Source organism: Kitasatospora sp. NPDC086801 (assembly GCF_044745805.1).
In the GTDB taxonomy this organism is placed as follows: domain Bacteria; phylum Actinomycetota; class Actinomycetes; order Streptomycetales; family Streptomycetaceae; genus Kitasatospora.
Window position 1 is genome coordinate 92,612 of record NZ_JBIVAX010000009.1, and the last position, 21,532, is coordinate 114,143.

A 21,532-nucleotide genomic window follows, 5' to 3' on the forward strand; every position below is an offset into this window, starting at 1 on the left:
CGTGTGTACGGATATGACCAGAACGCATACCCGGGCGACCCCTACCAGCAGCAGGCGGGTCCGCAGCCGGGCATGAACGGCATGCCCGGCCCCGACGCCTACGGCGCGCAGTCGCAGGCCTCCCAGCAGTCCCTCTACCCCGAGCCCTCCCCGCCGTCGCTGGCGGACGCCGTCCGGGCGTTCACCACCGGCTCGATGGCGGTCGAGGACTTCCAGGCCATCTTCATCACCTCGAAGGTGCACTGCCCGCGCGGCGAGCGGCCCGGCTTCCTGGCGCTGCACAACACGCCGACGCCGGTGATCCCGATGTTCAGCTCGCTGAAGGAGCTGCGCCGCTACGCCGGCAAGGACTCCAAGCACTTCACCGTCACCGGCGCCGAGGTCCTGGACCTGCTGCCGACCGGCTACGGCTTCGCGCTGGACATGGAGGGCGAGCACCGGATGGTGTTCGACGCCAAGGCGGTCGAGCAGATGGTCGACTTCACCATGCGCCGGATGTACGGCTGACCCATCCTGGAGGAGGAGCCCCGCGCTCCTTCGTCACCATATGGTTCAACTTTCAACTTGCTTGTTGTTGAGAATTGAACTAACCTCGTGCACGTAGGCCAGAGGAACCCCCGAAGGAGGCCGACATGCCCGCCGTGACCGTCGACAACCCGCTGACCCTGCCGCGCGTCGCCACCCCCGACCCCGCCGCCACGAGTGCCCGGCCGGTCCTCACCGTGGCGACCGCGCCCGAGGGCTTCGAAGGCGAGGGCTTCCCGGTCCGCCGCGCCTTCGCCAAGATCAACACCAAGTACCTCGACCCGTTCATCATGATGGACCAGATGGGCGAGGTGGAGTACGCCGCCGGCGAGCCCAAGGGCACGCCCTGGCACCCGCACCGCGGCTTCGAGACGGTCACCTACCTGATCGACGGCGAGTTCATCCACAAGGACTCGCACGGCGGCGGCGGCCACCTCGGCGGCGGCGACACCCAGTGGATGACGGCCGGCTCGGGCATCCTGCACATCGAGACCCCACCGGAGTCGCTGGTGGCGACCGGCGGCCTGTTCCACGGCATCCAGCTGTGGGTCAACCTCCCGGCCTCCGACAAGATGACCGCCCCGCGCTACCAGGACATCCACGGCGGCCACGTCAAGCTGCTCTCCACCCCGGACGGCGGCGCGATCCTGCGGCTGATCGCGGGCGAGCTGGACGGCCACCAGGGCCCGGGCGTCACCCACACCCCGATAGCGCTGCTGCACGCCAGCATCACCCCGGGCGCGCAGGTCACCCTGCCGTGGCGGCCGGACTTCAACGCGCTCGCCTACGTCCTCAACGGCGACGGCACCGTCGGCGCCGAGGGCCGCCCGATCCGCACCGGGCAGGCGGCCGTGTTCGGCGAGGGCGACACCATCACCATCACCGCCGACACCAAGCAGGACTCCCGCCACCCCAACCTGGACGTGATCCTGCTCGGCGGGCAGCCGATCCGCGAGCCGGTCGCCCACTACGGCCCGTTCGTGATGAACAGCCACCGCGAACTGGAGCAGGCCATGCGGGACTTCCAGTCCGGCCGGTTCGGCCACCCGATCGACTGACGGCACCACCCCGGTGACGGCACCCCCCCGGCGCCTCGGCCGTCCGCGCGCTACAGCAGCGCGTAGACCGCCGAGGCGTCGTCGTGCGCCTTGCCCCGCGGCCAGCGCTCGCAGGCGGCGTCCGCCCGCTCGACCTCGCGGACCTGCGCGATCAGCTCGCCCGGGCCGGACTCGGCGAGCAGTCGCAGCACGTCCGCCCAACTCCCCAGCCCGAAGCGCTCGGTGTAGCGCGAGGCACCGTCGGTGAGGGCGGCCAACGCGTGCAGCCGCTCCAGCCGGACGAAGCCGGTCTCCGCGTGCCCGGCCGCCTTCGGGCTGGCCGCGGCGATCCACGGGCCGCTGCCCCGGTTGCGGGCGGCCCGGACGGCCAGCGCGTACTCCAGGTGCAGCGCCGCCCGCTCGGCCGAGCCGGGGACGGTCGCCCAGACCTGCTGGCGCAGCCCCTCCCCGCCGGGGAAGCGCTGGTTGTCCCCGATCACCTTCGGCGGGCCGTCCTTGTACTCCAGCACCAGCAGCGAGTCGCCGAGCACCAGGTACTCCAGCGACTCGCCGTGCCGGCGGGCCGCCACCACCATGGCCGCGGGGGTGTTGGGGTGGCCCAGGTCGCAGCGGCCGCCGTGCAGCGCGGCCGTCTCCACGATGGCGTCGGCCAGGCACTCGGCGATCGAGCGGTCCACCCGGTCGGTGAGCCGGGCGAGCAGGTGCACGCCCAACCGGCGGACGTACCAGGCGGTTCCGTGCCGGCACCCGGACTCCAGGCCGGCCGGCGAACTCGCGCCGTCCAGCAGTACCAGCGCCTCCGGCGAGGCCGCCGCGAAGTCCTCGCTCTCGCGGTCCGGCCGCCGTGCTTCCCCTGCGAGCTGTAGCTGCATCCCGACAGTGTGGCCGCCGCCCCCGGCCCGCGCCCAGACCCCTGCGCCGGTGTGGCGCGGGCCGGTCCCCGCCGTCCGGTGGCAGCCGGGGCAATCCGGCCATACCGTCGAATAGCGACTGGACAATTCGGCCAATCAGGGCCTGTCAGGTTTGGGATCACCTTCGGGTGCCCGGGCAGCCCGGGACTGACGAGGAGCAGGAGATGTTCTGGCAGTTCATCGTGCTACTGGCCGCCTCGACCGGCTTTCCGACCGCCGCGCTGCTCTTCCTGATCGGCGGGCCGCGCTTCCCCGACGAACAGCGCGGCGGACGGCACGCCTAGCCCTCCAGGCCGACGCGGCCAGGCGCTCCAGGCGATCCAAGCGCTCCAGGCGTTCCAGGCCGACGTTGCCCAGGCCCTCCGGACCGGCGCGGCCAAGCCCTCCGGACCCACGCGCCTAGGCCTTCCAGGCCGGGTCCCGCCCGAGCAGGGCCAGCGCGCGGTCGAACCGGCCGCCCGCCGCACCCGGTTCGAGACGCGGGGCGAACGCCATGCCCGGCACCCGGTTCTCCGGTGCGGCCGGGACGGCCTCGGCGACCGCCAGCAGGGTCGCCACCAGTTCCTCGTCGCCGTCCACGACGGCGGCGAACGGGGCCTGGACACCGAGGGCGGCCGCGACGTCCCAGCCGTGCACCAGGGTGTCGAGCAGGTGGAAGCCGACCGCGTGCGCCAGCGGGAAGGGGCCGCCGTGCCGGATCTCCGGCAGCCAGAGCTCGCGCCCGGCCGCCACGGCCTCGTGGAACGCCGCGGTGAGCTCGGTGCCCGTGCGGCGGAAGGCGCCCGCCGGGTCGTCGCCGACCGGGGCGTCGGCCCAGAGCGCGAGGTCGGGCCCGGCGCCGCGGGCGGCCGCGGCGAAGCCCTGGTGCTGGCCGACGATGTGCTCCATCAGCCGGCGCAGCGTCCAGCCCGCGCACGGGCTCGGCAGCTCCAACTGGTCCGGCCGCAGGCCGCCCACCACGCCTGCTGCCAACTCCAGCGATCGGGCGTGCAGTTCGACGAGTTCTCCGGCACGGCTCATGCGGCGCCGACCTCCTGACCGGCCGACAGGAAGCCGATCGCGTTGTCGATGACGGTGGGCTCGGCGACGATCCGGCGGTGGCCGAGCCCCCGGGTGACCAGTAGCTCCAGCCGGTCGCCGTACGCGGCTTTCAAGCGCCGTGCGTGCGATATTCCGACCACGTCGTCGCCCTCGTCGTGCGCCACCAGGATCGGCGGCGTCACCTCCTCGGGCCGGTGTGCGGCGTCGAAGCGCCGCCACGGGTCCTCGGTGCCGGCGAACAGCTCGTACTCGATCCGGTGCCGCAGGCCCCGCTCGATCACCGGGTTGAGGCCGAGGCCGGCGCAGAACGCGCCCGGCAGGTAGGCGAATTCGCTGACCCCGGCGAGGGCGACCAGCCGCCCGGCCCGGACGCCCTCGCGCAGTGCCAGGAACGCCCCGGCCACGCCCAGCGAGTGCGCCACGATCGCCTCGAACCCGCCGTAGCCGTCCTGGAGTCGCCCGGCGATGGCGCGGTACTCCAGCACCGTGGTGGCCCGGCCGCCGGAGTCGCCGTGGCCCGGGGCGTCGAAGGCGACCGGACTCAGCCCGAGCGCGCGCAGCCGGGGCACGTAGGGGGCGAAGCGCGAGGCGCGGGAGCGCCAGCCGTGCATCAGCAGCACCGGCCGGGTGCCGTCGCCCCAGCGGTAGACGACGACCTCCTTGCCGTTCACGGTGATCCGCTCGACGGCGGCCTGCCGGTGGGTCTCCCGCTCGGCGGGGCGGACGGCGCTGCGCCGCAGCGGGCGCTGGAACAGCTCGTACGCGGCGCGGCCGGCCAGCCGGGGTGCCAGGTGCGAGGCGGTGTTGAGGGTGGTGCGAACCAGTGCGAGGGCCGGGTCCATGCGGTCTCCCTGTCGGTGCGGACGGGTGTGCCGGGGTGCGGGGGCCGTGCTCGATCCGAATATTAGCACGACCGTTCGTGCAGTTTTATGGACGCGAGATCCTCCCGACCACCCCGGGCTACCCTGGCGGCACACATCACGACGCCGACGGCGACGAGAACCGACCACGAGAACTGAGGTGGCCGATGGCCGGATCGACCACGGACGGACGGGTCCTGCGCGGCGAGGAGACCCGCCGGGCGGTACTGCGCCGCGCCGTCGCGATCGCCTCCGTCGAAGGCCTCGGCGCGCTCTCCATCGGCCGCCTCGCCACCGACCTCGGGCTCAGCAAGAGCGGCGTGTTCGCCGGCTTCGGCTCCAAGGAGGAGCTCCAACTCGCCACCGTCCGCGCCGCCCGCCGCATCTTCGCCGACGCCGTCGTCGCCCCGGTCGCCGACACCCCGCCCGGCCTCGCCCGGGCCCGCGCCCTCTGCGAGAGCTGGCTCGCCTACTCCCGGGCCCGGATCTTCCCCGGCGGCTGCTTCTTCTACGAGGTCACCGCCGAGTTCGACGCCCGCCCCGGCGCCGTCCGGGACGCCCTCGCCGACTGCGCCCGCGAGTGGCACCAGGTGATCGCCGACGCCCTCGCCGACGCCCTCGCCACCGGCGGCCTGCGACCCGACACCGACCTCGACGACCTCGCCTTCGCCCTGGTCGCCCTCCTGGAGACGGCCAACTCCCAGGCCGTGCTGCACGACGAGGACACCCCCTACCAGCGGGCCGGCCGCCTCCTGCTGCGCCTGCTGCGCGCCGAGGCCACCGACCCGGCCGACCCGGCGCTCGCCCAGGTCCTGGCCTAGCTAGGGCTCTTCCTGGCCCAGCACCTCGTCGAGGAGAGCCGCCCGGGCCAGCAGCCGTTCGTCGCCACCCGCCGCGCCGACCACCTGGAGGCCCAGCGGCAGCCCCTCCGCCGTCCGCCCGGCCGGCAGGCTCAGCGCGGGCAGGCCCAGGTAGCTCCACGGCAGTGACATCACCGCGTCCCCGGTGCTGTGCAGACCCTCCGGCGCCCCGCCGGTCGCCGACGGCGCCAGCCACAGGTCCACCCCGGCCCCGGCGGTCGCCCCGGCGACCCGCTCGCGCAACCGCTCCCGGGCCTGGAGCGCGGCCGCCCGGTCCTCGGCAGCGATGCCCTGGCCGACCCGGATGCTCGCCACCGTCTCCGCCCGGTACAGGCCGCCGAACCGGGCGAACCAGTCGGCGTGGCTGCGGGCCAGCTCGAAGCGGTTGATCGTCTGCAACTGCCGGGTGATCTCCGCGAAATCGGGGAACAGCGGAACCCGGCGCACCGTCAGACCGGCCTGTGCCAGGCGCTCCAGGCTCTCCTCGAAGGCGCGCAGCGCCGCCGGCTCGGCCCGTTCCAGGTACGCCCCGTCCGGGACCCCGAGCACCGGCCGGCCCCCGGCCGCCTCTTCCCGCCCGTCGTCGCCCCTGTCCTCGTCCCGCCAGTCGTCGCAGAGCAGTGAGGCCGCCAGGGCCGCCCCGGCCAGGTCGGCCGTGAACACCCCCAGGGTGTCGAAGCTCGGCGCGTTCGGGATCACGCCGTCCGTCGGGATCCGCCCGTACGTGGGCCGGAAGCCCACCACCCCGCAGTACGCGGCCGGCCGGATCACCGACCCCACCGTCTGGGTGCCGACCGCCAGCGGCACCAGGCCCGCCGCGACCGCCGCCGCCGACCCGCTGCTGGAACCGCCCGGAGTGTGCCCGGGATGGTGCGGGTTGCGGGTCGGGCCCGGCGCGCTCGCCGCGAACTCGGCGGTCACCGTCTTGCCCGCGACCAGCGCCCCGGCCGCCCGCAGCCGGTCCACCACCACGGCCTGCGGCCCCGCCAGGACCCCCGGCGGCAGCGCCGAACCGCCGTGCGTGGGCAGCCCGTCCACGTGCACGATGTCCTTGACCCCCACCGCCACCCCGTACAGCGGCGGCCGCCCGGCCGACTCGGGGTACCGCGCGGCCAGCGCCCGCGCCTGCGCACGCAGCCGGTCGTGCCGCCCCGGCTCGGGGACGAACGCGTGGATCAGCGGATCCACCCGCTCGACCAGCGCGCAGAACCGGTCGACGTGCTCGGACAGGCCCGGTACGCCGGACCGCAGCCCGGAGGCCTCACGAGTCAACGACCGTGGCGGGGCGAGGGGTTGCTCCATGCCGATCACGGTAGACCACCCGTTGGCGCACTACTGGTGTTCGGCGGACAGGTACGGCGTCTCGCGCAGGTAGTACGCCCCGCAGGTGTGGCAGCACAGCTCCGGTGTCTTGCCCCAGTCCACCGGCTCCCGCACCTGCGCGCCCGGGTCGAGCTCCCGGCCGCACATCGCCACGCTCTCCACCCCCCGGACCATGTGCCACAACCGCACCCCGCCGGTCGCACCCCCGGCCCCGTACTCGGCTCGCATCTGGTGCTTCATGCGGCCATCGTCCGGCCCCCCGGCCACCCCGGCAACCGGTGGCCGGACGGGCACCTGGGCAGCGTCGATCACTTAGCGCCAAATCCGATCGAAACCAGCCACCCGCAACCGGTAGGGTTCGCGGGCGCGACCCGCGCCGACGGCCCTGCCGAAGGCCTCAAGTCGCCCGAAATCAACCCCATTTACCCCAACCTGGAGCTTCTCAACGTGCGCTCTTCTCGCCTTCTGGCCGCGTCCGCGCTGATGGCCCTCTCCTTCGGCACCACGGTCGGCGCCGTCAGCGCGAGTGCGGTCGGAGTCCCCTCCTCTCCGCCCCCCACCACGGCCACCCCGAGCGCCCCCGCCACGGCGACTCCGAGCACCCCCGCACCGAGCACCCCCGCCCCGACCGCCACCGCGACCCCGACCGCGACCGCGACCGCGACCGCCAAGCCGACCAACCTGCCGACCCCGCCGATGCCGACGCCCAGCGGCGGCCCCTGCCGCGGCTACCTGCACCAGGACCTCAAGGTCACCGGCACCGGCCTCGCGAAGACCACCCTGGTCAAGGGCGGCCCGGCGCAGGAGGCCACGGTGACCTTCGAGAACACGGGCCCGGTCGACCTCAAGAAGGTCGACGCCGACTTCTTCTTCACCGACGTGAGCGAGGTGGAACCGGTGACCAACCCGGCCACCTGGGGCAAGGAGTCGTTCACCATCCAGGTCAAGCTGCCCGGCGGGGACTGGAAGACCCCCGACGCGAGCAGCGTCAAGGGCAACATGTCCTACCTCCAGGTGGACCTCGGCCAGTACAAGATCGCCAAGGGGCAGAAGATCACCTTCCAGGTGCGTCTCGCGGCCACCGACAAGGCGGTCACCGCCCGCTACTTCGCCCAGCTGAGCGGCTACTCCGAGCAGTTCGAGAGCAAGGACGTACCGGGCGCCCCCGCCACCGACAGCTGCCTCCGGTACGACGGCAGCTACCGGGTCGACGACCTGTTCAAGGTGGCCGACGCGTCGGCCGGCACGCCGGCCACCGGTACCCCCGCGGCCACCGGTACCCCCGCGGCCGCCGGCCACGGCTCGGCCTCCGCCTCGCCGTCGGCGGGCCCGCACCTGGCGGAGACCGGCGCCGACTCCAACACCCTGCCGATCGCCCTCGGCGGCGCCGCCGTCCTGGTGGCCGGCGCCGGCACCCTGTTCGTCCTGCGCCGCCGCAAGGCCGGCGCGCACAGCTGACCCTGCACCCGGGTGAACGCCGGGGGCGCGGACCACGGTCCGCGCCCCCGGCGTTCGTCGTCCCGGGAGTCGGATCAGGACGCCGCCCGCAGCAGCGCGCCGTCCTGCCACTTGAGGATCTTGTCGAAGCTCACGATGGCGCCGCGGAGCGGGTGGTTGCGGAGCTGGACGTGGTCGGTGAGGGCGTGGATGAGGAAGAGGCCGCGGCCGGATTCGGCGGTGAGGTCGGGGAGGGTGTCGAGGTCCACGGGGCGCAGCGTGGGGGCCGCGGGGCGGGCGGGGAGGACGTGGGTGTCGTAGGGGTGGCCGTCGCGCCGGGGCTGGTGGGCGGTGAGGACGCGGGCCGGGACGGTGGCGCGGCCCCGGCGGGGGCGGCGGTGCGCGGCCGGGCGGGGCGGCGGCGGGGGGACGGGGCGGCGGCGCAGCTGCGGGGCGGGGGCACCGACGGGGCCTGGCAGGCCGGGGCCGGAGTCGGTGACCTCGATCCGCAGGCGGTCGCCGCTGATCGAGGCGGTGACCTGGAAGCCGTCGTCGGGCCGCCCGCCGGCGCCGTGCTCGACGGCGTTGGCGCAGGCCTCGCTGAGGGCGACGCCGAGGTCGTGGGCGATCTGCGGGTCGACGCCCGCCGTCGCCATGGCGCCGAGCAGGATGCGCCGGGCCAGCGGAACGCTGGCCGGGTCGCGCTTGAGGTGCAGAGTCCACCAGATGTCCACGGGAGGTCCCTCCTGGCTGCGGCTCCACATACAACTAGGTATCTCCGGGCGATTCGGCGGTGAACCGTGCCCGGGGCCCGCTGCCGCCCGTTCGGCGGATGGACTGAGGCCGTGGATTGTGCCGAGTGGCGCACTCTCCGGTCTGCACGCCGCTGCCGAACGGGGCATTCGTAGGGATTTCCCACCCTGCCCACGCGGGCGAGGTAGGCGGTGAGATGATGGCCCGGCCATGACTGCCCTCCCCGCCGCCCCGCTCCCGGGCGCCCTCGCACCGGCTGCGCCGGTGGGGGCCGCCGCCTGGGACCTGCGGCTTGCCCGGGCCGTCCCGTTCGCGCTGGTGTGCACGCTGATAGCGGCCGCCGGGCACGCCCTGGCGGGTGGCGGGAACGTGCCGCCGGCCGCGTTGGCGACGGGCTTCGCCGCGGTGCTGGTGCTCGCGGTGGCCTGTGGCGGGCGGGAGCGTTCGCTGACGGCCATCGCCGGTGCGCTGGGCGCGGGTCAACTCGGGCTGCACTGCCTGTTCCACAGCTTCAACGGCCACGCCGCGATCGGCGGCATGGCCGGCATGCACCACGGCGGTTCCGGTCCGCTGACCCTGCCGACGGTGGCGGGCCGGCTGATCTGCAACGAGGCGCGCCCCGGCACGCTGGTCGGCCTGCCCGGCAGCCCGACCGCCGAGCAGCTGGTCTCCTCGGCGGGCCTGGACCCCAACGCGTACGCCGTCGCGCCGTGGTGGCAGGGCGGCGTGTTCGGGATGACGCCGTCGATGCTGGCCGGGCACCTGGCCGCCGCGCTGGTGGCGGGCTGGTGGCTGCGACGCGGTGAGGCGGCGCTGTGGCAGCTGGTGCGGGTGGCCGCGTCGGCGGCCCGGGAGCACTGGGCGGCGCCGCTGCGGTCGGCGCTGGTGCTGGTGGCGGCGCTGCTGCGCGGCCTGTTCGGCGTGGCCGGTCCGGCCCGCCGGTTCGGGGTCCGGGGCGGGGAGAGTCCGCTTCCGGCGGGTGCCGCGCTGCGGCACAGCGTGGTGCGGCGCGGTCCGCCGTGCGGGGCCCTCGCGTACTGATCCGTTCCCGGCACCCCTTTCTCGTGCCGGGCCCCGGTCGGGCGCAGCGTCCGGGCCGGTCCCGCGTGTCCCCGACACGCCGACGGCCCTCGGTTCCGCCCCCACGCACGTCCCCCCAACACGTCCCCCCAACACGTCCCCACGCGCGGCCCCGCCGAGGCACGGTCTTCCGTCGCCCGGGCGCGGGCCGGTCCGCCGAGCTCCGATCGGAGACACCGCATCATGCGTTCCCTTCCCACCCGCCGTCTCGCCGCCGTCGCCCTCACCGCCGCCGCCTCCGTGGTGGCGCTGGCCGGTCCCGCGTTCGCGCACGTCACCGTGAACCCGGGTGCGGCCGCCCAGGGCGGCTACACGGCCGTCGACTTCCGGGTGCCGAACGAGAGCGACACCGCCGGCACGGTGAAGCTGGAGGTCAACCTCCCGCTGGACCACCCGCTGGCCTCCGTCCGGACCCTGCCGCTGCCGGGCTGGACCGCGACCGTCGAGAAGGCGAAGCTCGACAAGCCGATCAAGGTGCACGGCAGCGACGTCAACGAGGCCGCCTCCAAGATCACGTGGACCGCCGACGCCGGCACCAAGATCGCCCCCGGTCAGTTCCAGGAGTTCCGGGTCTCGATCGGCCCGCTGCCGTCCGACGCCGACAGCATGGTCTTCAAGACCCTGCAGAGCTACGACAACGGCGACATCGTCCGCTGGATCGACGAGTCCAAGGACGGCCAGCCCGAGCCGGCCCACCCGGCCCCCGTCCTGAAGCTGACCAAGGCCGCCGCCGGTGAGGACGCCCACGGCGGCGTCACCGCCTCCCCCGCCGCGGGCGCCCACGGCGACAGCTCCGACCAGGCCTCGGGCGGCGCCAAGGCCAGCGACTCCACCGCCCGGGTGCTCGGCGTGGTCGGCATCGTGGTCGGCGTGATCGGCACCGCCGTCGGCGTGCTCGGCCTGCGCCGCAAGAGCAGCGGCTCCGCCTCCTGACCCACCCCGCCGGCGGGCCGTACCCACGCCCCGGGTACGGCCCCGCCGGCGGTCCCACCGCGCACGATCGGATCTCCCATGCCCCGCACCACCCGCACCACCCGCCTGGCCGGCGCGGCCGCCGTCGCGCTCGCCGCCGCCCTGACGCTGACCGCTTGCGGCTCCTCCGGGGGCGGCTCGACCGCCGCCAAGGTCACCCAGCAGAAGGCCGACTCGCCGTACCAGGGCACGGTGCTCACCAAGAACTTCGAGAAGCCCGACCTCCAGCTGACCGACACCTCCGGCCAGCCGTACGACCTGCGGCAGCAGACCAACGGCAAGACCACGCTGCTGTTCTTCGGCTACACCAGCTGCCCGGACGTCTGCCCGACCACCATGGGCGACATCGGCGTCGCGATGAAGGCCCTCCCGGCCGAGGAGCGGCAGAAGGTCAACGTCGTCTTCGTCTCCACCGACCCGCAGCGCGACACCCCCAAGGTGCTGCGCACCTGGCTGGACTCGATGGGCAGCGACTTCATAGGCCTGACCGGCGACCTGGCCAAGGTGAAGACGGCCGCGAGGTCGCTCGGCATCATGATCGAGGACCCGGTGGTCAACGCGGACGGCACCGTCACCTCGACCCACGGCGCGCAGGTGCTGGCCTTCCTCCCCTCGGACGACAAGGCGCACGTGCTCTACCTGAGCGGCACCGAGGAGAAGACCTACGAGCACGACCTGCCGCTGCTCGCCAAGGGGGTCGCGGCATGAAGGTCCGGACCGGCCACGCCCCGACCGGCCGCACGACGCTCGGCTTCCGGCGGACGGCGCTCACGGGCGCGGTACTGGCGACGGCACTGGGCGGCGGCGCCATCCTGGTCGCCTGCGGGGCAGGCGACCAGGGCGGTGCCGGCGGCGGACCGGCGAAGCTGAGCGTCGCCGACTCCTACATCCCGCTGCCCCCGGCCGGCGGGATGGCCGCCGGCTACCTGACCGTCCGCAACGACGGCGGGCAGGACCAGTTGGTCAAGGTGAGCAGCCCGGGCGCCGAGTCGGTCACCATGCACCGCTCGACCCCGTCGAGCATGGAGCAGGTCCCGAGCCTGGATGTGCCCGCGCACGGCGCGTTGGAGTTCGCCCGCGGCGGCACCCACCTGATGATCATGGGGTGGCAGAAGGCCCCCGCCCTCGGCGACGAGCTGGAGCTCGACCTGACCTTCGCCAAGTCCGGCACCCTCTCGGTCAAGGTGCCGGTCAAGGAGCTCACCTACCGGCCCGGCCAGAGTTAAGGGGACCGCCACCATGGAGAAGGCCGCCCACCGCCGGATCGCCGGACTGCTCGGGACCCTCGGCGCGCTGCTCGCGCTGATGCTCGCCGGCGCCGGACCGGCCGCCGCGCACGCCACCCTGGAGTCCACCGACCCGCACCAGAACTCGGTGGTCGCCACCGCCCCGCAGGCGGTCACCCTGACCTTCAGCGAGTCCGTGTCGCTGTCCAGCGACTCGGTGCGGGTGCTCGACCCGGCCGGCAAGGCGGTGGACACCGGCAACCCGGGGCACGCCGACGGCAGGGCGGACACCGCCCGGGTCGGGCTGAACGGCGGGCTCGCCAACGGCACGTACACCGTCGCCTGGCGGGCCGTCTCGGAGGACTCGCACCCGATCGGCGGCGCGTTCACCTTCTCCATCGGCGCGCCCTCGGACACCTCGGTGTCCGCCACCGCGCTCCAGGGCGCCAAGGCCGACGGCCTGGTCTCCGCCCTCTACGGCACCGGGCGCACCGTCGCGTACGCGGCGTTCGCGCTGCTCGCCGGTGTCGCCGCGTTCGTGCTGATCTGCTGGCCGGACGGCGCCACCCGGCGCCGGATGCAGCGGCTGCTGATGACCGGCTGGACGGCGCTGCTGGCCTCCACCGTCGCGGTGCTGATGCTGCGCGGCCCGTACGAGCGCGGCTCGGGGATCGGCAAGGCCCTCGACCTGTCGCTGGTGCGCGCCACCCTGGACGAGCGGATCGGCACCGCGCTGGCCGCCCGGCTGCTGCTGCTCGCGGCGAGCGGGGTGTTCCTGTCGCTGCTGGTCGGCCAGTTGGGGCAGCCGGCCCGGCCGGCGGCGCAGCCCGGCGGTACCGGGAGCGCCGGAAGCGCCGGAAGCACGGGCGATGAGGACGCCGAGGAGGCCGAGCTGCGGGAGTTGGAGCAGCGCGCCGCCGAGCGGCCGCAGCGCGAGACCCGGCTGGGCCTCGGCGTCGCCGGGCTGGTGCTCTCGATCGCCCTGGCGGCGACCTGGGTCGGCGCCGACCACGCCTCGGTGGGCATCCAGGTCTGGCTGTCGCTGCCGCTCGGCATGCTGCACCTGATCGCGATGGCGCTCTGGCTGGGCGGCCTGGCCGCGCTGCTGGTCGCGCTGCGCGAGGGCGTCGGCGCGCAGGTCGTCGACCGCTTCTCGAAGATCGCCTTCGGCTCGGTCGCGGTGCTGGCCGCCACCGGCGTCTACCAGTCCTGGCGCGGCCTCGGCAGTTGGGGCGCACTGACCGGCACCGAGTACGGGCGGCTGCTGCTGGTGAAGACCGGCTGCGTGGCCGTGATGCTCGGCGTCGCCTGGTTCTCCCGCACCTGGCTGGCCCGGCTGCGCGCGGCCCCGGCCGAGGCGGCGGAGGTCGAGCGGGCCGCGGTGCCGGAGCCGGTCGGCGTCGCCGCGGGCTCCGAGGACCCGCTCCGGCAGGCCCAGCTGGCCCGCCAGCAGGCGGCCCGGGAGAGCGCCGGGCGCGAGCGCGGACTGACCCCGACCCGGGCCGGGCTGCGCCGCTCGGTGCTGGTCGAGGCGCTGGTCGCGGTGGCGGTGCTGGTGGTCACCACGATGCTCACCAACTCCCCGCCCGGGCGGGTGGCGAGCGAGGTCAAGGCCGGCGCCGCCGCGCCCGCCGCCGGACCGGCCGCCGGAGGCGCGCCCGCCCCGCAGACCGAACCGGGCCGCACCGTGGAGCTCAAGCTCCCGTACGACACCAAGGGCCGCACTCCGAACGCCAAGGGCACCGCGACCGTCACCCTCAACCCGGCCCGGACCGGCCCGAACGAGGTGCACCTCGCGCTGACCGGCGCGGACGGGCAGCCGGTGGACGTCCCCGAGGTGCAGCTCGCCTTCACCCTGCCGGACCGCGACCTCGGCCCGCTGCCGGTGGCGCTCACCCCGGAGGGCACCGGCCGCTGGAGCGGCACCGCGCAGCTGCCGCTGGCCGGCACCTGGGTGGTGTCGGTGCAGATCCGCTCCTCCGACATCGACCAGACCACCCCGACCCAGCAGTTCAAGATCGGCTGACCGCGATGGAACGCACCTCGACGGACCGGGCCACGGCGGACCGGGCCGCAGCGGACCGCACTGGAACGGACCGCACTGGAACGGACCGCGCCACGGCGGACCGTCCTTCGACGGACCGCACCGGCTTCACGCGGCGGGCCCTGCTCGGCACCGCCGGCGCCGGACTGCTGGTCGGCGCCGGGGCCGGCGTCGCCGGGGCGGTCGCCCTGGACCGCCGCCCCGGCGGGGCCTCCGACGCTTCGCCGGGCGGCGCGCTCGGCGCGGCCCGGGTGCCGTTCCACGGCGAGCACCAGGCCGGCATCCTCGAACCCCAGCAGGCCCGGGTCCAGCTGGCCGCCTTCGACCTGGCCGAGGGCGTCGGCCGGGACGGGCTGCGCACCCTGCTCCAGCGCTGGACGAAGAGCGCCGAACGGCTGACCGCCGGGGAGCCGGCCGAGGAGGCCGACGGCCAGGTGGCGCTGGACGCCGGCCCCTGCTCGCTCACCCTCACTGTCGGCTTCGGCGCCACCCTGTTCGACAAGGCCGGGCTGGCCGACCGCCGTCCGCAGGCGCTCGAACCGCTGCCGTCCTTCCCCGCCGACGCGCTCGACCCGGCGCGCGGCGACGGCGACCTGTTCGTCCAGATCGGCGCCGACGACGCCCTGGTGGCCGTGCACGCGCTGCGGGTGCTGCAACGCCAGGCGGCCGGCACGGCGGCGCTGCGCTGGCAGTCGGCCGGCTTCGCCCGGACGCCCGGCGCCACCGCACGCCCGATGACCGGCCGCAACCTGATGGGCCAGATCGACGGCACCAACAACCCCCGGCCGGGCGAGGACGGCTTCGCCGCCAAGGTGTTCTGCACCGCCGGGCCGGACCAGTCGGCCTGGCTGGCCGGCGGCTCGTACCTGGTGTTCCGGCGGATCCGGATGCTGCTGGACAACTGGGAGGCGCTGCCGCCCGACCGGCAGGAGCGGGTGATCGGGCGGCGCAAGTCGGACGGCGCGCCGCTCGGTGCGCCCGCCGGGGCCGGCGAGCGCACCCCCGTCGACCTGGCCGCACAGGGCCCGGACGGCGCGCTGGCGATCCCCGCCGACGCGCACATCCGGGTGGCCGCCCCGGCCGCCAACGGCGGGGCCGCGATGCTGCGGCGCGGATTCTCGTACCACGACGGCCTGCTGCCGGACGGCTCGCCGGACGCCGGGCTGCTCTTCCTCGCCTACCAGGCCGACCCGCGCAAGGGCTTCACCCCGGTGCAGCGCAAGCTGGCCCGGGGGGACGGCCTCTCCCGCTTCCTGCGGCACGAGGCCAGCGGCCTGTACGCGGTGCCGCCCGGCGTCCCGGCGGGCGGCTACCTCGGCCAGCAGCTGTTCGATCAGGGCGTCCCGACCGGCTCCGGTCCCGGCCACTGAAACGCTTTCCTAGCGGGCGGGCGGAGTCGTTATGGTGACTTCTTCGGCAACACCCCTGCTCCGGTTCCCCCCTGTTCCCCACGGAGGCGTCATGTCGGCCACCCGCTACACCTACCTCGGTCCGGCCGGCACCTTCACCGAGGCCGCGCTGCGCACCCTGCCCGAGGCGGCGACCAGGGAGCTGGTGCCGCTGGCCTCGGTGCCGCTGGTGCTGGACGCGGTGCGCGGCGGGGACGCCTCCGGGGCGTTCGTCCCGATCGAGAACTCGGTCGAGGGCGCCGTCACCGCGACCAATGACGAACTGGCCGCCGGCGCACCGCTGATGATCTACCGTGAGGTGCTGCTGCCGATCTCCTTCGCGCTGCTGGTGCGGCCGGGCACCGACCTGGCGGGGGTCAAGACGGTGACCAGCCACCCGGTGGCCCAGGCGCAGGTGCGCCGCTGGCTGGCGGCCAACCTGCCGGACGCGCAGTGGGAGTCGGCCGCCTCCAACGCGGACGGCGCCCGGCTGGTCGCCGAGGGCCGGTACGACGGGGCGTTCGCGGGCGAGTTCGCGGCGCCGATCTACGGGCTGGACCCGCTGGTCAAGGACATCGCGGACGCGCAGACCGCGACCACCCGGTTCGTCCTGGTCGGCCGCCCGGGCCGGGTCTCCTCGCCGACCGGCGCGGACAAGACCTCGATGGTGGTCTGGCTGCCGGACGACCACCCGGGCGCGCTGCTGGAGCTGCTCCAGGAGTTCGCGGTGCGCGGGGTCAACCTGATGCGGATCGAGTCGCGGCCGACCGGCGAGGGCATCGGCAACTACTGCTTCCTGATCGACTGCGAGGGGCACCTGTCCGATCGCCGGGTGGCGGAGGCCGTGATGGGGCTGAAGCGGATCTGCCCGCAGGTGCGGTTCCTCGGCTCCTATCCGCGCGCCGACCGGCAGGTGTCCACGCACCGGCGGCCGGGGACCTCGGACGCCGATTTCACGGCCGCCGCCGACTGGCTCTCCCGGTGCCTCGACGGGCGCGGCGACATCTGATCCACGGGACCTCTGATCCACGGGACGACTGATCCACGCGACGACATCTGATCGACACCCTTTGTCTTTCCGGCCTTTTCCGATCGTTTTCCACCCGCCGGACGGAAGGGGGCGGGTGACCGCACCCGTCGTCCACAGGGGCCCGTAGCGCCGGAACCCGCCGTCCACAGGGGCGGGGACTATCCACAGCCGAAAGTTATCCACAGGCCTGGGGATGAGTCGACAAACCGGTATAGCCACTGCAGGTTTCGGTCGGATCATTCGGTAGCGGCGCAGAGATGACTAATCGGACCAGAGTCACCCGTGTGCCAGCAAATCACCCGTCTGAGTGCTTCAATTCCCTCACCCGAGAAGGTCAAATGAGGTTTGAAACCTCAATTCCCTGGTTTCGGTGATCGGAAGGCCGACTTCCCCTTCGATCCACAGGCACTGCCCCCATCCTGTGGATAACCCCGGCCCCGGACGTTCCCCACAGAAGTTATCCACAGGATCCGGGCGGTTATCCCCAGGGGAAAACCCGTACCGGTGGACGAGCCTCCGCCCGGTACGCTTGGGCCTGTGATTGACCTTCGCCTGCTTCGTGAGGACCCTGACCGAGTGCGCGCCTCGCAGCGCGTCCGTGGCGAGGACGTCGACCTGGTCGACGCCCTCCTCTCCGCCGACGAACGGCGCCGGTCCTCGGGCAGTCGCTTCGACGAACTGCGCAGCGAGCAGCGGACGCTCGGCAAGCAGGTCGCCCAGGCCAAGGGCGAGGAGAAGGCCGCCCTGCTGCAGCGCACCAAGGAGCTGGCCGCCGAGGTCAAGGCCGCGGACGCCGAGCAGGGCGCGGCCAAGGAGGAGGCCGAGCGCCTGCTCCGCTCGCTGGCGAACCTCATCGACCCGGCCGCCCCGGTCGGTGGCGAGGAGGACTTCGTCACCCTGGAGGAGATCGGCACCCCGCGCGACTTCGCCGCCGAGGGCTTCGAGCCGCGCGACCACGTCGAGCTCGGCCAGATCCTGGGCGCGATCGACACCGAGCGCGGTGCCAAGGTCGCCGGCGCCCGCTCCTACTACCTGACCGGCGTCGGCGCGCTGCTGGAGCTCGCCCTGGTCAACATGGCCATCGCCCAGGCCACCGCGGCCGGCTTCATCCCGATGATCACCCCGACCCTGGTCCGGCCCGCCGCCATGGACGGCACCGGCTTCCTCGGCCAGGCCGCCGAGAACGTGTACCACCTCGCCGAGGACGACCGGTACCTGGTCGGCACCAGCGAGGTCCCGCTCGCCGCGTACCACATGGACGAGATCCTCGACGCCGAGAAGCTGCCGCTGCGCTACGCCGGCTACTCGTCCTGCTTCCGCCGCGAGGCCGGCACCTACGGCAAGGACACCCGCGGCATCATCCGCGTCCACCAGTTCGAGAAGGTGGAGATGTTCGTCTACACCACTCCCGAGGACGCCGAGAACGAGCACCGCCGCCTGCTCCAGTGGGAGAAGGACTTCCTCAACGCGCTGGAGCTGCCCTACCGGGTGATCGACGTCGCCTCCGGCGACCTCGGCGCCTCGGCCGCGCGCAAGTTCGACATCGAGGCCTGGATCCCGACCCAGGGCAAGTACCGCGAGGTCACCTCGACCTCCAACACCACCGAGTACCAGGCCCGCCGGCTCGCCATCCGGATGCGCGAGGAGGGCAAGACCCGCCCGCTGGCCACCCTGAACGGCACCCTGGTCGCCGTCCCGCGCACCATCGTGGCGATCCTGGAGAACCACCAGCAGGCCGACGGCTCGGTGGTCGTGCCCGAGGCGCTGCGGCCGTTCCTCGGCGGGCGGACCGTCCTCGAACCCGTCAAGTAGCACCGCACCACCCGCACCACCCGCAACTCCCGGGAGACGTACGGCCCATGAGCACCACCAGCCCCAGCCCCGTCTCCCCCAACGGTGAGCGCCCGAGCGGTGAGCGCCCGAGCGGTGAGCGCCCGAGCGGTGGCGACCTGCCCTTCCGGCTGGTCGCCACCGACCTCGACGGCACCCTGCTGACCAGCACGGAGACCGTCTCCGAGCGCACCCGCGCCGCCCTGGCCACGGCCACCGGTGCGGGCGCGCTGCACATCGTCGTGACCGGCCGCTCCGCCGCCTGGGCCCGCCCGGTCTTCGACGAGATCGGCTACACCGGGATAGCCGTCTGCGGCCAGGGCGCCCAGGTGTACGACGCCGGCGCGCACCGGCTGCTCACCTCGCTCACCCTGGACCGCCGGCTCGCCGCGCTCGCCATCGCCAAGATCGAGGCCGAGACCGGCCCGCTGGCCGTCGCCGCCAACCAGGACGGCCTGGACGGCCAGGTGCTGGCCGGCCCCGGCTACGAGCTGCTGATCGGCTCCGACCTCCCGGTCGTCCGGGTCGACCGCGAGCAGTTGCTCGACGCCCCGGTCAGCAAGCTCTACATCCAGCACCCCGGCCTGACCGACGACGCGCTCGCCGGGGCCGCCCGCCAGGTCGCCGGGGACCTGGTCGGCGTCGTGATGGCCGGCGCCGGCGTGGTCGAACTGCTGCCGCTCGGCCTGTCCAAGGCCACCGGGCTGGCCGTCGCCGCCCGCCGCCTGGGCGTCCGCGGGGCCGACACCATCGCCTTCGGCGACATGCCCAACGACGTACCGATGTTCGGCTGGGCGGCCCGCGGCGTGGCGATGGCCAACGCCCACGAGGAACTGCTCGCCGTCGCCGACGAGGTCACCGCGAGCAACGACGAGGACGGCGTCGCCGTCGTCCTGGAACAGCTCTACCCGGGCGTCTAGGCCCTTCTCCTCCCCACCTCGCCGTGGTGTTCGGTGGGGGTTCACCTCCAGTTGTAGGATGACCGGGCAAGTGGTTGTAGGATGACCGACGACCGGCGCTGACCAGCGACGCGGCGACCAGCGACGAAGGGAGTACCGGCATGGCCAACGACGGCAGCAGCCTCCAGGCGGCCGGGCGGCGCTCCCTGGTGGACACCGCGATCGACCAGCTGCGCGAGCAACTGGCCGGCGGTGCCTGGCCGGTGGGATCGCAGATCCCCACCGAACACGAGCTCGCCGAGCGGCTGCGGGTCGGCCGGAACACCGTCCGGGAGGCGATCCGGGTGCTGGTGCACGCCGGCATGCTGGTCTCCCGGCAGGGCGAGGGGACGTTCGTCCGCTCCACCAGCGACCCGGCGGCCGTCCTGCGCGGCGTCCAGCGCTCGGGCATCCGGGACGTCCTGGAGGTCCGGGCCGCGCTGGAGACCGAGGCCGCCCGACTGGCCGCGCTGCGGCACACCCGCGAGGACGTCGAGCGGATGCGGGCCGCACTGGCCCGCGAGGCCGAGGTGATCGCCTCGCACGCCGAGCGGACCGACCGCGAGGCCACCGTCGAGCACGACCTGGAGTTCCACACCGCCATCGTCGAGGCCGCGCACAACCCGGCGCTCACCGAGGTCTACCGCTACTTCGGCGCCTCCGTGCGCGAGTCGATGACCTCGGCCTTCGGCGACCACGACATGCCCGAGGTGGCCGTGGCCACCCACGCGGCGCTGGTCGACGCGATCGAGAGCGGCGACCCGGACCGCGCGGAGGCCGCGTGTCGTGCGCTGCTCGCCGAGCCGACCGCGGCCGTCGAGCAGCTCCTCGCGGCCATCGCGGCCCGGAAGTGACGTAGGCACCCGCCTGCCCTCCGTCGTCCGCGCCCTCTCGCACATTCACGAAAGAACAGCACACCCATGGCCGTCACCCGTGCCCAGCAGCCGGTTGCCACCGCTTCCCTCCCGCTTCCCGTCCGCACCCGGCTGGCCCACCCCGCACTGCTGCTGACCGGCATCGTGCTGGTCGCGCTGAACATGCGCGCCTGCCTGGCCGCGGTGTCGCCGATGGTCGGCGAGATCCAGCGGACCTTCGGCCTCTCCGCCACCGCGAGCGGACTGATCACCACCGTGCCGGTGCTGTTCCAGGGCGTCGGCGCCCCGCTCACCCCCCGGCTGACCCGGCGGTTCGGCACCGAGCGGGTGGTGCTGGGAGCGGTCCTGGTGCTGGGCGCGGGCGTGCTGCTGCGGGTGCTGCCCTCGGTGGCTGCGCTGTACGCCGGCTGCGTGGTGATCGGCGTGGCCATCGCGGTGCTGAACGTGTCGATGCCGGGCCTGGTGAAGCGGGAGTTCCCGGACCGGGCGGCGACGATGACCGGCGTCTACTCGACCACCATGCTGGTCGGCGCGACCCTGGCGGCCGGCCTCTCGGTGCCGCTGGAGCACGCCCTCGGCGGCGGCTGGCAGGCCTCGCTGGGCACCTGGTCGCTGCTCGCGCTGATCGCCGCGGTGGCCTGGCTGCCGCAGGTGCTGCGCGCCCGGCAGGAGCGGGCGGCGGCGTCCGGGGCGGCGGCGTCCGGGGCAGCGGTCCCTGCCGGTCCTGCGGCCGGTCGTGCGGCCGGTCGTGCGGCCGGTCCTGCGGCCGGTCGTGTGGCCGAGAAGCCGATCGAGGGCATCTGGCGCTCGCCGATGGCCTGGCAGATCAGCCTCTTCATGGGCATCTCGTCGCTGCTGGTGTACACCCTGGTCGCCTGGATGCCGACCATCCTGGCCGACCACGGCATGGACCGCGGCGAGGCCGGTCTGGTCTTCGCCTTCTCCAACCTGGTGCAGGTCGCGGGCGCCTTCCTGGTGCCGCTGCTGGCCGGCCGGATGACCCGCCAGCGCGGGCTGGCGGTGGCCATGGCCGGGCTGAACGGCCTCGGCATCGCCCTGCTGCTGATCGCGCCGGTCTCCGGCGCCTGGGTGTCGGCGACCATCCTGGGCGTCGCCCAGGGCGGTTCGCTGGGCCTGGGCCTGGCCTTCATCGTGCTGCGCACCAGCAGCGCGGCCGGCGCCGCCCAGCTGGGCGGGATGTCGCAGGCGGTCGGCTACCTGGTCGCGGCGGCGGGCCCGGTCGGCGCCGGCGCGCTGCACCAGCTCACCGGCGGCTGGACGGCCACCCTGGTGCTGATGCTGGTACTGGCCACCGTGGTCGGCGCGGCCGGCTGGGGCGCGGGCCGCAACCGGACGCTCGGCTAGGGCGTGTCCGCGGGCA

General features: G+C 74.2%; 21 protein-coding genes. 15 read left to right on the forward strand and 6 right to left on the reverse strand.

All coding sequences use genetic code 11. The annotated features are described in order from the left end of the window. The first annotated feature begins 3 nt into the window (after positions 1 to 3). Complete coding sequence (locus ACIPLC_RS13540; RefSeq protein WP_063348360.1) at positions 4 to 507, forward strand: SseB family protein; 504 nt, start codon at positions 4 to 6, stop codon at positions 505 to 507. Between the two features lie 125 nt (positions 508 to 632). Then, complete coding sequence (locus ACIPLC_RS13545) at positions 633 to 1,583, forward strand: pirin family protein (RefSeq protein WP_400473118.1); 951 nt, start codon at positions 633 to 635, stop codon at positions 1,581 to 1,583. 50 nt (positions 1,584 to 1,633) lie between these two features. Here ACIPLC_RS13545 and ACIPLC_RS13550 read toward each other — a convergent pair whose 3' ends face one another. The 3 genes from ACIPLC_RS13550 to ACIPLC_RS13560 form a co-directional block, all read right to left on the reverse strand. Continuing rightward, positions 1,634 to 2,455 (reverse strand): integrase, encoded by an 822-nt coding sequence (locus ACIPLC_RS13550; protein ID WP_400473119.1) that lies wholly within the window; start codon positions 2,453 to 2,455, stop codon positions 1,634 to 1,636. Between the two features lie 438 nt (positions 2,456 to 2,893). Next, a complete protein-coding gene (locus ACIPLC_RS13555; RefSeq protein WP_400473120.1) occupies positions 2,894 to 3,514 on the reverse strand; it encodes a TIGR03086 family metal-binding protein in 621 nt (206 codons plus the stop codon). Next, positions 3,511 to 4,377, reverse strand: coding sequence for an alpha/beta hydrolase (locus ACIPLC_RS13560; protein ID WP_400473121.1), 867 nt, complete (start codon positions 4,375 to 4,377; stop codon positions 3,511 to 3,513). The genes ACIPLC_RS13555 and ACIPLC_RS13560 overlap by 4 nt, the downstream gene beginning before the upstream one ends. 185 nt (positions 4,378 to 4,562) lie before the next feature. Here ACIPLC_RS13560 and ACIPLC_RS13565 point away from each other — a divergent pair, with 185 nt between their 5' ends. Continuing rightward, a complete protein-coding gene (locus ACIPLC_RS13565) occupies positions 4,563 to 5,216 on the forward strand; it encodes a TetR/AcrR family transcriptional regulator (protein WP_400473122.1) in 654 nt (217 codons plus the stop codon). Here ACIPLC_RS13565 and ACIPLC_RS13570 read toward each other — a convergent pair whose 3' ends face one another. Beyond that, positions 5,217 to 6,557 (reverse strand): amidase, encoded by a 1,341-nt coding sequence (locus ACIPLC_RS13570; RefSeq protein WP_400473123.1) that lies wholly within the window; start codon positions 6,555 to 6,557, stop codon positions 5,217 to 5,219. A 30-nt stretch (positions 6,558 to 6,587) separates the two neighbouring features. Next, on the reverse strand, positions 6,588 to 6,818 hold the full coding sequence (locus ACIPLC_RS13575) for a hypothetical protein (protein WP_363368038.1): 231 nt from the start codon (positions 6,816 to 6,818) through the stop codon (positions 6,588 to 6,590). Positions 6,819 to 7,025: 207 nt separating this feature from the next. Between ACIPLC_RS13575 and ACIPLC_RS13580 the strand changes: the two genes are divergently transcribed. Further along, positions 7,026 to 8,036 carry an LAETG motif-containing sortase-dependent surface protein gene (locus ACIPLC_RS13580; RefSeq protein WP_400473124.1) on the forward strand — a complete coding sequence of 337 codons (1,011 nt, stop codon included), beginning with the start codon at positions 7,026 to 7,028 and terminating at the stop codon, positions 8,034 to 8,036. Positions 8,037 to 8,110: 74 nt separating this feature from the next. On the opposite strand, the gene ACIPLC_RS13585 is transcribed toward ACIPLC_RS13580, so the two are convergent. Then, positions 8,111 to 8,749 (reverse strand): ATP-binding protein, encoded by a 639-nt coding sequence (locus tag ACIPLC_RS13585; protein WP_400473125.1) that lies wholly within the window; start codon positions 8,747 to 8,749, stop codon positions 8,111 to 8,113. A 229-nt stretch (positions 8,750 to 8,978) separates the two neighbouring features. Between ACIPLC_RS13585 and ACIPLC_RS13590 the strand changes: the two genes are divergently transcribed. The 11 genes from ACIPLC_RS13590 to ACIPLC_RS13640 all read left to right on the forward strand — a co-directional run bounded on the left by ACIPLC_RS13590 (position 8,979) and on the right by ACIPLC_RS13640 (position 21,516). Then, complete coding sequence (locus ACIPLC_RS13590) at positions 8,979 to 9,809, forward strand: hypothetical protein (RefSeq protein ID WP_400473126.1); 831 nt, start codon at positions 8,979 to 8,981, stop codon at positions 9,807 to 9,809. Positions 9,810 to 10,031: 222 nt separating this feature from the next. Then, positions 10,032 to 10,781, forward strand: a complete 750-nt coding sequence (locus tag ACIPLC_RS13595) for a YcnI family protein (RefSeq protein ID WP_400473127.1) — start codon at positions 10,032 to 10,034, stop codon at positions 10,779 to 10,781. 78 nt (positions 10,782 to 10,859) lie between these two features. Next, complete coding sequence (locus ACIPLC_RS13600) at positions 10,860 to 11,528, forward strand: SCO family protein (RefSeq protein WP_400473128.1); 669 nt, start codon at positions 10,860 to 10,862, stop codon at positions 11,526 to 11,528. After that, a complete protein-coding gene (locus ACIPLC_RS13605) occupies positions 11,525 to 12,046 on the forward strand; it encodes a copper chaperone PCu(A)C (RefSeq protein WP_400473129.1) in 522 nt (173 codons plus the stop codon). Before ACIPLC_RS13600 ends, ACIPLC_RS13605 begins: the two co-directional genes overlap by 4 nt. 13 nt (positions 12,047 to 12,059) lie before the next feature. Then, positions 12,060 to 14,072, forward strand: coding sequence for a FixH family protein (locus ACIPLC_RS13610; protein WP_400473130.1), 2,013 nt, complete (start codon positions 12,060 to 12,062; stop codon positions 14,070 to 14,072). A 5-nt stretch (positions 14,073 to 14,077) separates the two neighbouring features. Then, the gene (gene efeB, locus ACIPLC_RS13615) at positions 14,078 to 15,460 is read left to right on the forward strand and encodes an iron uptake transporter deferrochelatase/peroxidase subunit (protein ID WP_400473131.1); all 1,383 of its coding nucleotides are present in this window, start codon (positions 14,078 to 14,080) and stop codon (positions 15,458 to 15,460) included. A 91-nt stretch (positions 15,461 to 15,551) separates the two neighbouring features. Beyond that, entirely contained in the window at positions 15,552 to 16,487 is a 936-nt protein-coding gene (pheA, locus tag ACIPLC_RS13620; RefSeq protein ID WP_400473132.1) for a prephenate dehydratase, read from the forward strand. Positions 16,488 to 17,045: 558 nt separating this feature from the next. Further along, complete coding sequence (gene serS / locus ACIPLC_RS13625; RefSeq protein WP_400473133.1) at positions 17,046 to 18,320, forward strand: serine--tRNA ligase; 1,275 nt, start codon at positions 17,046 to 17,048, stop codon at positions 18,318 to 18,320. Positions 18,321 to 18,367: 47 nt separating this feature from the next. Continuing rightward, the gene (locus ACIPLC_RS13630; protein ID WP_400473134.1) at positions 18,368 to 19,258 is read left to right on the forward strand and encodes an HAD family hydrolase; all 891 of its coding nucleotides are present in this window, start codon (positions 18,368 to 18,370) and stop codon (positions 19,256 to 19,258) included. A gap of 140 nt (positions 19,259 to 19,398) precedes the next feature. Next, on the forward strand, positions 19,399 to 20,130 hold the full coding sequence (locus ACIPLC_RS13635) for a FadR/GntR family transcriptional regulator (RefSeq protein WP_400473135.1): 732 nt from the start codon (positions 19,399 to 19,401) through the stop codon (positions 20,128 to 20,130). A 66-nt stretch (positions 20,131 to 20,196) separates the two neighbouring features. Then, positions 20,197 to 21,516 carry a CynX/NimT family MFS transporter gene (locus ACIPLC_RS13640; RefSeq protein ID WP_400473136.1) on the forward strand — a complete coding sequence of 440 codons (1,320 nt, stop codon included), beginning with the start codon at positions 20,197 to 20,199 and terminating at the stop codon, positions 21,514 to 21,516. Positions 21,517 to 21,532 lie beyond the last annotated feature (16 nt).